The organism is Neobacillus niacini (assembly GCF_046591715.1).
GTDB classification, from domain to species: domain Bacteria; phylum Bacillota; class Bacilli; order Bacillales; family Cytobacillaceae; genus Neobacillus; species Neobacillus niacini_L.
Map to the genome: position 1 here is coordinate 55,005 of NZ_JAWVNQ010000010.1, position 13,907 is coordinate 68,911.

At 37.4% G+C, this 13,907-nt stretch carries 14 protein-coding genes; 12 read left to right on the top strand and 2 right to left on the bottom strand.

Going from position 1 to position 13,907, the window contains the following annotated elements:
* Positions 1–11: 11 nt before the first annotated feature.
* Positions 12–494 carry a GAF domain-containing protein gene (locus SFC47_RS19915; protein ID WP_411256170.1) on the bottom strand — a complete coding sequence of 161 codons (483 nt, stop codon included), beginning with the start codon at positions 492–494 and terminating at the stop codon, positions 12–14.
* Between the two features lie 148 nt (positions 495–642).
* Between SFC47_RS19915 and refZ the strand changes: the two genes are divergently transcribed.
* The 6 genes from refZ to mbcS all read left to right on the top strand — a co-directional run bounded on the left by refZ (position 643) and on the right by mbcS (position 8,010).
* Positions 643–1,272 carry a forespore capture DNA-binding protein RefZ gene (gene refZ / locus SFC47_RS19920; protein ID WP_411256172.1) on the top strand — a complete coding sequence of 210 codons (630 nt, stop codon included), beginning with the start codon at positions 643–645 and terminating at the stop codon, positions 1,270–1,272.
* 298 nt (positions 1,273–1,570) lie between these two features.
* On the top strand, positions 1,571–3,256 hold the full coding sequence (gene ezrA, locus SFC47_RS19925) for a septation ring formation regulator EzrA (protein ID WP_411256174.1): 1,686 nt from the start codon (positions 1,571–1,573) through the stop codon (positions 3,254–3,256).
* A gap of 123 nt (positions 3,257–3,379) precedes the next feature.
* Positions 3,380–4,522: a cysteine desulfurase family protein gene (locus SFC47_RS19930; RefSeq protein WP_411256175.1), complete on the top strand. Its 1,143-nt coding sequence runs from the start codon at positions 3,380–3,382 to the stop codon at positions 4,520–4,522.
* A 1-nt stretch (position 4,523) separates the two neighbouring features.
* Positions 4,524–5,732, top strand: a complete 1,209-nt coding sequence (gene thiI / locus SFC47_RS19935) for a tRNA uracil 4-sulfurtransferase ThiI (protein WP_411256176.1) — start codon at positions 4,524–4,526, stop codon at positions 5,730–5,732.
* Positions 5,733–6,072: 340 nt separating this feature from the next.
* Positions 6,073–6,279, top strand: a complete 207-nt coding sequence (locus SFC47_RS19940; protein ID WP_221824976.1) for an alpha/beta-type small acid-soluble spore protein — start codon at positions 6,073–6,075, stop codon at positions 6,277–6,279.
* 147 nt (positions 6,280–6,426) lie between these two features.
* Entirely contained in the window at positions 6,427–8,010 is a 1,584-nt protein-coding gene (gene mbcS / locus SFC47_RS19945; protein WP_411256177.1) for an acyl-CoA synthetase MbcS, read from the top strand.
* Between the two features lie 331 nt (positions 8,011–8,341).
* Here mbcS and SFC47_RS19950 read toward each other — a convergent pair whose 3' ends face one another.
* Positions 8,342–9,160 (bottom strand): NAD kinase, encoded by an 819-nt coding sequence (locus SFC47_RS19950; RefSeq protein ID WP_411256178.1) that lies wholly within the window; start codon positions 9,158–9,160, stop codon positions 8,342–8,344.
* Between the two features lie 155 nt (positions 9,161–9,315).
* Here SFC47_RS19950 and sppA point away from each other — a divergent pair, with 155 nt between their 5' ends.
* The 6 genes from sppA (at position 9,316) to SFC47_RS19980 (ending at position 13,845) form a co-directional block, all read left to right on the top strand.
* Positions 9,316–10,326, top strand: a complete 1,011-nt coding sequence (gene sppA / locus SFC47_RS19955) for a signal peptide peptidase SppA (protein WP_411256180.1) — start codon at positions 9,316–9,318, stop codon at positions 10,324–10,326.
* 12 nt (positions 10,327–10,338) lie between these two features.
* Positions 10,339–10,848, top strand: coding sequence for an RDD family protein (locus SFC47_RS19960; RefSeq protein WP_411256181.1), 510 nt, complete (start codon positions 10,339–10,341; stop codon positions 10,846–10,848).
* A gap of 305 nt (positions 10,849–11,153) precedes the next feature.
* The gene (locus SFC47_RS19965) at positions 11,154–11,624 is read left to right on the top strand and encodes a DUF2953 domain-containing protein (RefSeq protein WP_411256182.1); all 471 of its coding nucleotides are present in this window, start codon (positions 11,154–11,156) and stop codon (positions 11,622–11,624) included.
* A gap of 17 nt (positions 11,625–11,641) precedes the next feature.
* Positions 11,642–12,127 (top strand): GerW family sporulation protein, encoded by a 486-nt coding sequence (gene ytfJ / locus SFC47_RS19970; RefSeq protein WP_411256184.1) that lies wholly within the window; start codon positions 11,642–11,644, stop codon positions 12,125–12,127.
* 168 nt (positions 12,128–12,295) lie between these two features.
* Entirely contained in the window at positions 12,296–12,796 is a 501-nt protein-coding gene (gene tpx / locus SFC47_RS19975) for a thiol peroxidase (RefSeq protein ID WP_411256186.1), read from the top strand.
* Between the two features lie 65 nt (positions 12,797–12,861).
* A complete protein-coding gene (locus tag SFC47_RS19980; RefSeq protein WP_411256188.1) occupies positions 12,862–13,845 on the top strand; it encodes a class I SAM-dependent methyltransferase in 984 nt (327 codons plus the stop codon).
* Positions 13,846–13,907 lie beyond the last annotated feature (62 nt).

Genomic DNA, 13,907 nt, shown 5'->3' on the forward strand with positions numbered 1-13,907 from the left:
GAGTTTTTTAGTTACAAATGTTCAACAAGAATGGCTGTTAATTCTTCTAATTTCTCTTGGTCCAATTCATCAAAACGGTTCTTCTCTGGCGAATCAATATCTAAAACACCTAGTAATTGACCGTCTTTAATAAGAGGAATGACAATTTCAGAATTAGAGGCAGCATCGCAGGCAATATGTCCAGGGAATTGATGAACATCTGCTACCCGGACGGTTTCTCTTGTTTTTGCGGAAGTACCGCATACTCCTTTACCAAGCGGGATGCGAACACATGCAGGAAGACCTTGGAAAGGGCCGAGAACTAATTCATTGTTTTCATCCATTAAATAGAAGCCTACCCAGTTTATACGATCAAGAAATTGGTTTAATAAAGCAGAGGTATTGCTAAGATTAGCAATTTGATTTTTCTCGCCATGGAGAAGAGCCGCTAATTGTTTTTTTACCAATTCATAATTTTCTTGGCGGCTCCCTTTGTACATTTCGACATTAAACATGTTTTTTCACTCCTTTCTTTATTCATTTCTCAATTATTTTATCAAACTGTCAAGAAAAAGAGCATACTTTGTCGATAAATTTATAAAGGAATCAACCCACATAAAAAGAATTGTTATATAAAGGACAAAGAGTCACAGGAGGTGTACGATGAAAAAGGATTCTAAGGAAGAAATAGTGAAAGCTGCGATTTCGCTTTTTAATTCAAATGGATATGCTGGGACCTCAATTCGTGACATTGCCAAAGAAGCAAGAGTAAACTCGGCAACGATTGCCTACCATTTTGAGAATAAGCTTGGCTTATTAGAATATTGCTTCACTTACTTTTTCGAGAAATATCTCGGAATAATGGAAGAAAAGTTCTCTTTACTGGATGTTGGCGTAAAAGACTGCTTAAAAAAGATTTCAGCTGAATTGCTTCACTTTCAGTGTGAAAATATTGAACTTACTAGCTTCGTATACCGTGAATTGTCGATGGATTCTCAGGTAGTTAGAGAAATTATGTCTACCTATGCCCTAAAGGAAAAGTATTACTTCCAAAAAATCTTTGAAAAAGGATTTGAAAGGAAAGAGTTCAGGCCGCATTCCATTGCCTATCTAATTATCCAATATAAGGGTTTACTTATGATGCCTTTTATTAATGCTCATTATTTACGAGAAGTGCTTTATATTTTTCCAAATGAAAGGTTCTTTGAACAAAAGTATTTAAAGGAAATCAATAATTGGATTGAGAACACCCTGGGAACAAAAATGATTGAAAAGAAAGAGGCTATATTGTAATTGACTAGAAAAAGTTCTACTCTTTATTTGCTAAGCACTCGCTGGGAAAACAAATTCCTTCCGGCAAGTGCTTTTTATTTTGGGGAGATAGGGGAAGAGCAATTTTCATAAATAGGAATTTGTCATATATTAGTAAATTAAAATTACTTTTGCAAAAAAAATTGAAATTAATAGTCAAAAAATGTCGTATACATGGTATCATAGAGGCATTGAACTTATCATATATTTATTATTTTTTATAGATTCGAAAATTTTGATTAGCTAGTTAAATGAAGTGTTTGAAACAGGAGGCTTGAACGTGAAATATTTTATTGGATTTATCATCCTGCTACTGGCCTTATTTGTATTGGGATATTTTATAAAGAAAAAGTATTTTAAAGAGATGGATAGGTTAGAAGCCTGGAAAATTGATTTGTTTAACCGGCCAATAATGGATGAAATGTCAAAGGTAAAGCAATTGAATATGACTGGACAAACTGAAGAGTTGTTCGAGGGCTGGCGTAATCAATGGGATGATATCGTAACTGTTAAACTTCCTGATTTGGAAGAAATGTTATTTGACGCTGAAGAGTATATTGACCGCTACAGATTTAATAAAGCGAAAGGTGTCCAACAGGAAATCAATCATAAATTACAATCAACAGAAAATGAGATTAACAAAATTGTTGAGGAACTTCATGAGCTTGTTGGCAGTGAAGAAAAGAACAGAACTGAAATTGAGCAGCTGAAGGAATTATATCGGGAGACGAAAAAAACACTCCTTGCTCATCGACATAGTTTTGGAAAATCGGAAAAATACTTAGAAGCGGAATTGGATGACGTAACGAAAAAATTTCATGAATTTGATGAGAAAACTGAGAATGGCAACTACCTCGAGGCGCGTGAACTTGTCCTTTCTATTCATGAGCAGCTAGCAAACGTCAAAAAAAATATGGAATTAATTCCTCAGCTTTTAATTGAGTGTCATTCACTTATTCCATCCCAGTTAACTGATATTCTCGAAGGATATAGAGAGATGACTGAAAAAGGTTATTACTTAGGTCATATTCAGTTAGAAACGGAAATTGATAGTCTAAATGAGAAATTGGCTGAGTATCTAGTCTTTATTGAGGAAACGAAAATAGATAATGCACTAGAAGGTATTAGTGAAGTGAAGGAACGAATTGACATACTCTTTGACTTATTGGAAAAAGAAGTGAATGCCAAGCACTTTATTGTCCAAAACCAAAAAGGTATGAGCGGCCTTTTAAGTACTGTGCTTGAAGAACATGATCATCTTTCGAATGAAGTAAAGCATGTTCAAGAAAGCTATCATCTAACTGACGGTGATTTTGACATTCAAAGGCACTTGGAAAAACAGCTTGCCTCTGTTACAAAACATTACGAGATCCTGATGGAAAAATTAAATATGAATGAAACGGCATTAACGATACTCTGCGAAGAAATGAAGGAAATAAAAATTCAGATTGAACTGATTCAGGATGAACAGGAAAATTTCGGACTCAAGCTTCAAGCCCTTAGAAAAGATGAGTTCGAAGCGAGAGAAACGCTTAAGGACCTGACCAAGAAAGTAGGCGAAACAATTCGCTTGGTTTCCAAAAGTAATATTCCTGGGTTACCAGAAGATTATCAGTACTTATATGAAGATACCAATGAGAGTATTCAAAATGTAAGGCAGCAGCTTCAAGAAAAGCCGCTTAACGTTTCAGCACTAAATCAATATTTAGAAATTGCGGTTTTAACAGTTGATAAATTGTCTAATACGACATTCGAATTGATTGAAAATGTTGTGCTTGCTGAAAAAGCAATTCAATATGGAAACAGATACCGAAGTCAATATCCATCGGTTGCCAAAGGACTAAATGATGCAGAACAGGCATTTAGACAGTTTGAGTACCAGGAAGCCTTAGAGCAGGCAGCAGCCTCCCTTGAATCTATTGACCCAGGGGCATTAAAGAAAATTAAAGCTACAGCAGGCAAGTAATGTATAACGTACAAAACCGATTCATCCAATTATGGTGAATCGGTTTTTTAATAAACACAAACCTTTTTCAATTGAATAAGTTTGTGGTAAGATTTAGTCCTGCAAAGGTGAGGTGTTAAAGTTATGATTTATTTTGATAATAGTGCGACTACAAAGCCATATAAAGAAGTGTTAGATTCTTTTGTAAAGGTTTCAAGTGATTTTTTTGGCAATCCATCTTCCCTTCATGGATTAGGGGTTCAAGCTGAGAAACTTCTTACACAAGCACGTACACAAATTGCAAATCTCCTGGGTGTTAAAACATCTGAAATTTACTTTACCTCTGGTGGTACAGAAAGTAATAACCTGGCAATTAAAGGGAGTGCAATTTTAAATAAAAATAGAGGCAGACACTTGATTTTGTCTAGTGTTGAGCACCCCTCAGTCCGAGGTGCAATGGAACAGCTGGGAAAGTTGGGTTTTGACATTACCTATTTGCCGGCTGACCAGCATGGAAGAGTGAATGTAGAGGATGTAAAGGCGTCTATTCAAAAAAATACAATATTGGTTTCGGTTATGCACGTTAATAACGAGGTCGGAACCATACAGCCGATTTCAGAGATTGGCGGCCTATTGAGTCAATATCCAAACATATTATTTCATGTAGATGCTGTACAAGCTGTTGGTAAAGTTCCCCTAAACCTATTGGAAAATCATGTGGATTTATGTTCATTTTCAGCACATAAGTTTCATGGGTTGAAGGGCACTGGTGCACTCTTTATTAGAGAGGGTGTTAGACTGGATCCTCTTCTTTCGGGCGGAAACCAGGAATGGAAAGTTAGAAGTGGTACGGAAAATGTAGCAGGTGCAGTAGCAATGGCGAAGGCTTTAAGGATGACCACAGAAAACAGCTTATCGGGATTAGAAAGAATGAAAGGTGTTCAATCACTTTTGAGAAAAGGTCTAAGCAAAATCGACGGACTTACCATTAATACGCCGCTTGAACATGCTGCACCCCATATTTTAAACTTTTCAATCAAGGGGGTTAAAGCGGAAGTTTTAATCCATACGTTAGAGCAAAAGGGAATTTATTTATCGACAACAAGTGCCTGTTCTTCTAAGAAACAATTGCCAAGTCAAACACTCTTAGCAATGGGAGTTCCAGACGATTTGGCCGACAGTGCGTTTAGAATCAGCTTGTCCTATGATAATACGGTGGATGAGGCAAATAAGGTCATTGTGGCAATTGAAGAAGCTGCAAAACAACTAAGAAAGGTTATGAGTTAATATGAATTATGATCGTATACTGATTCGCTATGGTGAAATTTCCACCAAAGGCAGAAATCGGAAGAAATTTGTAGACAAGTTAAGAAAGAGTGTCCGAATTGCCTTGGCTCCCTTTCCGAATATAAAAATCCGGGCTGAGCGTGACAGGATGTATGTCCTTGTCAATGGTGAAAATGTTCAACAAATAATCGAATCATTAAAAAATATCTTTGGTATTCAATCCCTTAGTCCGGCTGTAAGGGCGGAAAAAGACCTTGAACAGATGAAAGACGCAGCACTTTCCTTAGTAAAAAGCCTGTACAAGGAAGGACAAACCTTTAAAATTTCTCCTAAACGATCTGATAAATCGTTTGAGCTCGACACAGCCGGTATCAATCATACATTTGGCGGGCATATTCTTCAAAATATACCGGGTATAAAGGTTGATGTGAAAAATCCCGATATTAATTTGAAAATTGAAGTACTTGCTGAGGCTGTCTACATGTCTTGTGAGACTATATTAGGCGCCGGCGGACTCCCAGTTGGCTCCAGCGGCAAAGCAATGTTGATGCTGTCAGGAGGAATTGATAGTCCAGTTGCAGGTTATTTGACCATGAAACGAGGGGTAGAAATTGAGGCTGTCCATTTTTTCAGTCCCCCGTATACAAGTGAAAGATCCAAGGAGAAAGTGGTCGATCTTGCAAAAAAACTAGCTGAAATATTTGGGTCAATGAAACTTCATATTGTCCCTTTCACTTCTATTCAACAAACCATAAAAGAACAAATTCCTGAAAATTACTCGATGACCACAACAAGAAGGTTCATGCTGAGGATTACGGATGAAATTAGAAAAAAACAGGAAGGTCTAGCGATCATTACTGGAGATAACCTTGGTCAGGTTGCCAGTCAAACATTGGAAAGCATGTATGCCATTAACGAGGTAACAAATACCCCAATTCTAAGGCCGCTGTTGACCATGGATAAAAATGATATTATAAAAATTGCCAAAGATATTGATACCTATGATATCTCAATTAGACCCTTTGAGGATTGCTGTACAATATTCGTCCCGTCCTCGCCAAAAACAAAACCAAAAAGAGAAAAAGTCATGCACTACGAAAGCTTCTATGACTACGACACCCTAATCCAAGAAGCCGTACAAAAAACAGAAACACTAACCATCAAACCAGACAGCAAGCAACAAGTATCAGAATTTGAGGATTTATTTTAAATAAATTATGATACAGAAAATTTAATATTAGCACGTTGATTGGAACGGAAGGCACGAAGACTCCTCGAAAATGCTAACGCATTTCCTTCGTGCGTGGGCGGATTCGAGGAGGTAATTCAAAGTCCTGCAGGAGTACGGAGCAGGTGAGACCCCACAGGCGCTTTAGCACCGAGGAGGCTCGCCGCAACGCCTGCGGAAAGCGAAGTGCCTGGAGTTCCAATCAACACCCTATGAACAGCTTCATGAAAAATGTGAAATATTTGTGAACAATTACCAATTAAAAAAAAGAATACAGCCATGTGATTCTACACATTCTATACTCACAAGGAGGTGATATCACATGGCTAGTAACAACAACTCAAATCAATTACTTGTACCTGGTGTAGAGCAAGCTCTTCAACAAATGAAATACGAAATTGCTTCTGAATTTGGCGTAAATCTTGGTGCAGACACTACTTCACGTGCTAACGGTTCTGTTGGTGGTGAAATCACTAAGCGTTTAGTCGCTATGGCTGAGTCTCAATTAGGCGGCGGATTTTCACGATAACAAATAAATAAGATGGCTACAGAGAGTGGGATTCTTCCCACTCTCTTTTTTGTATATCGTAAATTAGAATAACAATTTAAAATTTTAAAATAATTTTGTATAATAGAAATGGTGATGAAGCTTTTATTATAGGTGAGGGGGAGAAGCATGAACCGCGAAGAATTAATTGCTCCAGAAAAGTATAATCTTGTGTCGGAAGTTGAACGATTTGCCAAGGACCCAAAAAGGTTAGCGTTAAAGTGGGAAAATGAATTAGGGGAAACGAAACAGGTTACATATGAAGAGTTATTGAAAAGAGTAAATCAAGCGGGAAATGTTTTCACACAAAATGGTCTAAAAAAAGGGGATGTTGTGTTAGTTATAATCCCTAGACTTATCGAAGCCTATATTGTTTATTTGGCAGCTTTGAAGGCTGGACTGGTTGTCATTCCAAGTTCAGAGATGCTCCGTGAAAAAGACCTTCAATATCGGGTTACACATGGCGATGTAAAAGCAGTTATTAGCTATTATCCGTATGTCGATCAATTTAAAAACATCTCAAGTGCACAGCACCTAGTAAAGTTTTCGGTTGGTGAAAAAGAAGAGGGCTGGATTTATTTAGAGGAAGAAATGAATTCAGCATCACAAGATTTTGAATTTGCTGATACACTTCGTGACGACATGGCCTTCCTATCGTATACATCAGGAACAACGGGTAACCCAAAAGGGGTCGTTCATACCCATGGATGGGCATATGCGCATCTAAAAACGGCTGCGCCAAAATGGCTTTGTATTGAAGAAGGTGATACAGTTTGGGCAACCGCTGCGCCAGGCTGGCAAAAGTGGATTTGGAGTCCATTTTTATCCGTTCTAGGTTCAGGTGGGACAGGGCTTGTATATAACGGTAAGTTTGAACCGCAGAAATATTTAAGCCTTTTAGAGAAATATTCCGTTAATGTCCTATGCTGTACTCCTACGGAATATCGAATCATGGCTAAGGTCGAGAATCTGGGTGATTTCAAATTACCAAATCTGCACAGTGCTGTTTCTGCGGGTGAACCGCTTAATCGCGAGGTTATTGAAACGTTTAGAAGGCACTTTAATGTGGATGTCCGTGATGGGTATGGCCAAACAGAAAATACCCTATTAGTCGGTGTAACAAAAGGAATGGAGTTGAGATCCGGATCAATGGGGAAACCAACTCCAGGCAACAGGGTAGAAATTATTAATGAAGAAGGCGAAATTTGCCAAGTTGGCGAAGTTGGAGATATTGCTGTCCATATCGATACACCAGCTTTATTTAAAAACTATTATAAAGATCCTGAGAGAACGGCCATGCAATTCCGTGGTGACTATTATATTACGGGTGATAAGGCAAAGAAAGACGAGGACGGTTACTTTTGGTTTGAAGGACGCGGAGACGATATTATTATTAGCTCCGGCTACACCATTGGACCTTTTGAAGTAGAGGATGCGCTTGTAAAACATCCATTCGTAAAAGAATGTGCTGTCGTTGCAAGCCCAGATGAGATTCGCGGCTTTATTGTAAAGGCGTTTGTTGTGTTAAAAGATGATGTTGATGCCAATGACCCTGAGTTGACAAAAAATCTTCAGGAGCATGTTAAAACACTCACGGCACCTTATAAATATCCAAGAAAAATAGAGTACCTGTCGGAATTGCCAAAAACAACTTCAGGTAAGATTCGCCGAATTGAACTAAGGCAGCAAGAAATGCAATCGATTAAACAATGAGAACGAAAAAGAGGGCTGTCGAATTTTCCGACAGCCCTTTTACTATTCAATGTCGATTTTTGTGCACGGTTTGAGAATTAATAGGCGGAGAATTTCCGGCTAATGTTTGTAGAGGATGCTTAATATGCAGGTATAAGCGGAGATATTCCGGCTATCTGCTCTAAATAAGGCAAAATTCAAGGTTTTGGATAGAATAAGTGGAAAACCTCCGCTTATTTTTAACGAAATATGGGTATTTACCAGAATAAACGGAAAACCTCCGTCTATTTGCTAAATAAAACATATAACCTCCGCCTACACAGTGAAATCAGCATTCAGCTTTAACGAAATCTTATAAAAAAGTCCTTTTAACTTTTTCCCAGAAGGAATTGTTTTTTAACTTAAGTGTTTTAATCTTTTTATCACTAAGTCTAATTTGAATTTTATCTACATGGCGAATGCTTAATGCCTCGTTATCTAAGCCCATGGTAGGATGCTCATTGCCTTCGGAGATGATTTTCAGTGTTAGAGCTCGATTTCCCCCTATAACAAAAGGAGAGCCAAGGGTACGATACTTATTATTATTGATAGACGCTACCTCACTCACTTGCATGCATGGAATTAACGGATCCACTACTGCGCCATTAACGGATTTATTGTAAGCTGTACTTCCTGTTGGTGTTGCAACAATTAAACCATCTCCACGAAAGGTTTCAAAATGGAGTTCATCAATAAAAACATCTAATTCCAGTGTTTTAATGATGGAGGAGCGAATACTAAATTCATTGAGACATGGAAATATTCCTTGACCATCGACCATCACTTCGATAATTGGATAGCGTCGTACCTTTAAATCCTCATTGGATATCGTTTCAAGCTGAGAAACAGCCTCCACCATTTTTGAGGATTCATTAATTTTGAAATCACAATACATACTCAAACTATCCTTGGTTGTGATCCCGCAATAAAGTACATCATCACGAAACCCAGTTTTCCTTACAGCCTGTAAGAAAGTACCGTCATCACCAATGCTTGCAATAATATTCGCATCGCGGTGGTCACTTACAATCGTTAAATCAAACTGCTTTGCGGATTCATTTAAATTACCGACTTGTTCTAACATTGAATGATCTAAATGATGATAAAAGTAAATATTACGTCTATGTCCCATAGTATCCTCCATATTTTGGTTGTTAATTTGTAAAAATAGCCCATTAAACTTTTTATTTTTGTTAAACTAAGATAGTCTAAATTTATTTTAGCATTATCTTGAAACAATATTAAATTATGTAAGAAAAATATTTTATACGAGGAGGAATTCTGAACATGAATGGGAAACGTTGGGCAGCACTGGGAATTGCCGCTGCGTTATTTTTCGTATCAGTCATGATTAATTTTTTATCTGCATTTGCTTTTAAAGGTGTTGAAACAGATATAGGCGAGTTGTTAGCTGCAAGTGAACTTCCTTTTACGGAGGAAATAATTCAAGAAGGAAATGAGATGAAAAAGATAGCAGTTCTTGACGTAGATGGCGTCATTCAAGACACAAATGATGCTGAGTCCTTATTTCAAGCTGCAGGCTATAATCATCAAGGATTTATGAAAAAACTAGATTACATAAAAGATGATGGTAGTGTTAAAGGAATTATTTTAAAGGTTAACTCTCCAGGCGGCGGAGTCGTTGAAAGTGCTGAAATTCACGATAAATTAGTTGAAATTCAAAAAGAAACGAAGAAACCGGTGTATGTCTCAATGGGTTCAATGGCGGCTTCAGGCGGTTATTATATTGCGGCTCCTGCAAAAAAGATTTATGCAAGTGAAGAGACGCTTACCGGGTCTCTAGGGGTAATCATGCAAGGAATCAATTATGCAGGTTTAGCTGAAAAGTATGGCGTTGATTTTGTGACCATTAAAAGCGGCCAATTCAAAGATATTATGAGTCCTACTAGAGAAATGACAGAGGAAGAACGCCAAATTCTCCAGAATATGATTAACAATTCCTATGAGGGCTTTGTAAAGGTCATTTCAGAAGGAAGAAATATGTCCCCTGATCAAGTGAAGAAGATTGCAGATGGAAGAATTTATGATGGCAGACAGGCGAAGGAACTGAACTTAATTGATGGTTTTGGATACTTAGATGATGTAATTGAGCAAATGATGGAACAAGAGAAGCTAAAGGATGCAAAGGTTGTCCGCTATACGGATGCAATGGGCTTTGGTTCGTTGTTAAATTTTAAGGTTCAAAAATTTATTGGTGCTGATAGTGAGATGGATGGACTTATGGATATTTTATCAAGACCCAATTCTCCACGCCTAATGTATTTGTATGCAGAATAGGGGGGAACTGTAATGGAAAATGATATTCAAGAAAGCATAACTCAATCAGAACAAGATGAAAATCAAAATGTACCTATGGAGACTGCTCACAAACCTGAGCTTCTCTCTTATCGTTTTGCTGGGTTTTGGATGCGATTCTGGGCTTACCTGCTAGATTTGATTGTTGTAGGAAGTATAGAGCGCTTAATACTTAATCCGCTATTTCGAGCCCTAGAGATTCCATTAACTGAATTTAATTTGTTTGCCCCAATCTCAATCGCTTCAGCAGTCATATTTTATTTGTACTTCGTATTAATGACAAAGTATTTCAATCAGACTCTTGGAAAGATGGTATTTGGAATTAAAGTAATTGATTTAAAGAATGATCATTTATCATGGGGAACCATTCTTTTCCGCGAATGGATTGGCCGGTTTATCTCAGCAACGGTGGTAATAGGATATATCATTGTTGCATTCTTGCCTAAAAAACAAGGACTTCATGACCTCTTTACAGACACCTCGGTGATACATGTAGAACGATAATTTTTTGAGCCCGCTAACAACTGTTAGCGGGTTTATTTTTCCATCTTCAGGTGATACTAAAGGGCTGAAGGGAGTGAAAAAAATTGTTCTGGCTGTATATAGCTCTCACCGCTATTATTTTATTATTTCTATTAATTATTTTTTCAAAGCTGACTATTCATCTTAATTTTTATCACCATAATGATAATGATGAATTGAGTATAGTGCTTAGACTTTGGTTCGGATTAATCAAATATAAGATAAATGTCCCTCTAATAAAAATTGATGATAACTCACCGAGTATTGTTGTAAAGGGGAATACAAGTATGGGAGATTCAGATGAAAGTGAATCTTCAACTAAGGTACAACAGATTGAAAAGGATGATGTTATGACCAAATTGGCAAATGCAAAAGAAATCATCCAGCAAGTTGTGAACATGCAAGTTATTGTAAGTAAATTCTTGAAGAAAATCACCATTAAGCAGTTTGAATGGCATTCCTTAGTCGGTGTAGGTGATGCTGCACATACCGGCATAATTACGGGCGCACTTTGGACACTCAAAGGAAGTGTTGTGGGCATGCTCAGTAACTTTTTGAGACTGAAGGAAATGCCAGTTTTATCCGTTACCCCCCATTTTCAACTGGCGATTATCCAAACCCGGATTACATGTATTTTTCAGTTTCGTATCGGGTATGCTATTTTAGCAGGATTAAAACTAATTAAATTCTGGAAGGGCGGACGCCCAAATCTCAAAATGAATACAGCATATTCGAAGGAAAAAACTAAAACCGTGTAAAAGAGGAGGAAACAGCCATGTCTGAACATCCAATTCAAGGTTTAATGACAACTGCAATGGAAAGCTTAAAAGAAATGATTGACGTAAATACCATTATTGGTGATCCTGTTGAAACTCCAGACGGAAGTGTTATTCTCACTGTTTCAAAGGTAGGTTTTGGATTTGCTGCAGGAGGCAGTGAATTTAAACTTGATGGCGGCTCACAATCAAAAGGTCAAGATCAAGGTCAAGGTCAAGGGCAGCAAAAGCTTCCATTTGGAGGCGGTAGCGGCGGCGGAGTCTCCATTACTCCCATTGCATTTTTAATTGTCAATTCTCAAGGAGTAAAAATGCTTCACCTTGATGAAAGTACTCATCTTTATGAAAAGATTTTAGAATTAGCCCCTCAAGCAGTGGATAAGATTCAGCAAATGTTCTCAAAGAAAAATGAGCAGCAGGGATCGGGGCAAAATTCAGGACAATCGAAACAAAATGAGGCTCCTAAACAACAATTTGATATATAGGTTAAAAAGTTAATCTTCCCAATCATTTCGGGAGATTAACTTTTTTCGTGAATCAAGGAGCCTAAATCATTGCAAAAAAAATTCTGAAAAGATATATTTACACTGTACATAATTGAAATGAATGTGAAGATTATTTCCATTTGTTCGTACTAAAAGGAGGATGTTTAAATGGCAAACGTAACTTTTAAGGGGAACCCAGTAACATTGCTAGGCAACGAAGTGAAGGTAGGAGACAAAGCTCCTAATTTTAGCGTATTGGCAAATGATTTATCACCTGTGACACTAGAAAATACTAAAGGTCAGGTCCGTTTAATCAGTGCTGTTCCTTCTTTAGATACTGGCGTGTGTGATGCAGAAACCCGTCGTTTTAATGAAGAAGCAAATAGCTTAGGTGATGTTAAAGTCCTAACTGTCAGCGTAGACCTACCATTTGCACAAAAACGCTGGTGTGGAGCAAACGGCATTGAAAATGTTCAAACTCTGTCAGACCACCGTGACCTTTCTTTTGGAGAAGCATATGGGGTTGTAATTCAAGAACTAAGATTATTAGCTCGTGCTGTATTTGTTGTAGATTCTAGTGATACTGTTACCTATGTAGAATATGTTAGTGAGGCAACAAATCACCCGAATTATGAAGCAGCTCTTGAAGCAGCTAGAAACGCAAAGTAATTTTTGATGACAAAAGGCCTCGTCAAAGGATGAGGCCTTTTTATTGATTGCAGGAGGTGTAAAGTATGAAAATTTCTCCAGTGGAAGAGCTTTTTACATTATTCAATGAAACAGCTCTCGTTTTACAGGAAGAACTATCATGTACATATCTAGAAGCATTAGCCGAAACAGGTGAAAATTTATTTCATGGTTCTGTACTTCAGGAAGAAGTAAGTGAAATAACCGTAAAAAGACTTGAGAAACAATACAATGAAATTAATTTAGACAATTTTTCAAAAGAAGAAATCCGAAAAGCCTTTCAGCTCGTGATCTTAAAAGGAATGAAAGAAAATGTTCAGCCTAATCACCAAATGACCCCGGATAGCGTAGGCATGTTAATTAGCTATCTTGTCGATAAGTTTATGAAACAGCCAACCTTCCGATTATTAGACCCTGCAATCGGTACTGGTAATTTAGTATCAACCGTTCTAAATCAATTGCAGAAAAATGTACAATCCATCGGTATTGATATTGATGACTTGTTAATAAAGCTTGCCTATGTTAATGCCAATTTACAAGAACATCCAATTGAACTGTTTAATCAGGATAGTCTAGAACCTTTATTTATTGATCCTGTCGATGCAGTGATAGCGGATTTACCAGTGGGGTATTATCCCAATGATGTCCGTGCTCAAGATTACCAATTAAAAGCACCAGAGGGACACTCCTATGCACATCATTTATTTATCGAGCAAAGTGTAACCCATACTGCGCCATTAGGATATATATTTTTAATTATTCCAAATGGTCTTTTTGAAAGTGAGCAATCGCAGCAGCTTCGCGAATTCTTTAAAAAGGAAGTCATTGTTCAAGGTGTACTTCAACTGCCAGTCAGCATGTTTAATAATAAAAATGCTGCAAAAAGTATTCTAGTTCTTCAAAAGAAGGGCGAAGGAATTGTCGCACCCAAACAGGCTTTACTCGTCAATTTGCCAAGCTTATCTAATGCAGTGGAAATGGATAAGATATTGAAAAATATTAATAAATGGTTTGAAGAAAATAAACGATAAAGCCGGTTTTTGTCACGGTTTTATCGTTTTTTTAGTTTAAGAACAATTGGAATTATGTGAAT

What these genes read in the sequence shown, in the direction of transcription:
- SFC47_RS19915 (WP_411256170.1), bottom strand. Translation starts at nt 494, where the DNA reads ATGTTTAATGTCGAAATGTACAAAGGGAGCCGCCAAGAAAATTATGAA.
- refZ (WP_411256172.1), top strand. Translation starts at nt 643, where the DNA reads ATGAAAAAGGATTCTAAGGAAGAAATAGTGAAAGCTGCGATTTCGCTT.
- SFC47_RS19930 (WP_411256175.1), top strand. Translation starts at nt 3,380, where the DNA reads ATGATTTATTTTGATAATAGTGCGACTACAAAGCCATATAAAGAAGTG.
- thiI (WP_411256176.1), top strand. Translation starts at nt 4,524, where the DNA reads ATGAATTATGATCGTATACTGATTCGCTATGGTGAAATTTCCACCAAA.
- SFC47_RS19940 (WP_221824976.1), top strand. Translation starts at nt 6,073, where the DNA reads ATGGCTAGTAACAACAACTCAAATCAATTACTTGTACCTGGTGTAGAG.
- mbcS (WP_411256177.1), top strand. Translation starts at nt 6,427, where the DNA reads ATGAACCGCGAAGAATTAATTGCTCCAGAAAAGTATAATCTTGTGTCG.
- SFC47_RS19950 (WP_411256178.1), bottom strand. Translation starts at nt 9,160, where the DNA reads ATGGGACATAGACGTAATATTTACTTTTATCATCATTTAGATCATTCA.
- sppA (WP_411256180.1), top strand. Translation starts at nt 9,316, where the DNA reads ATGAATGGGAAACGTTGGGCAGCACTGGGAATTGCCGCTGCGTTATTT.
- SFC47_RS19960 (WP_411256181.1), top strand. Translation starts at nt 10,339, where the DNA reads ATGGAAAATGATATTCAAGAAAGCATAACTCAATCAGAACAAGATGAA.
- SFC47_RS19965 (WP_411256182.1), top strand. Translation starts at nt 11,154, where the DNA reads ATGGGAGATTCAGATGAAAGTGAATCTTCAACTAAGGTACAACAGATT.
- ytfJ (WP_411256184.1), top strand. Translation starts at nt 11,642, where the DNA reads ATGTCTGAACATCCAATTCAAGGTTTAATGACAACTGCAATGGAAAGC.
- tpx (WP_411256186.1), top strand. Translation starts at nt 12,296, where the DNA reads ATGGCAAACGTAACTTTTAAGGGGAACCCAGTAACATTGCTAGGCAAC.
- SFC47_RS19980 (WP_411256188.1), top strand. Translation starts at nt 12,862, where the DNA reads ATGAAAATTTCTCCAGTGGAAGAGCTTTTTACATTATTCAATGAAACA.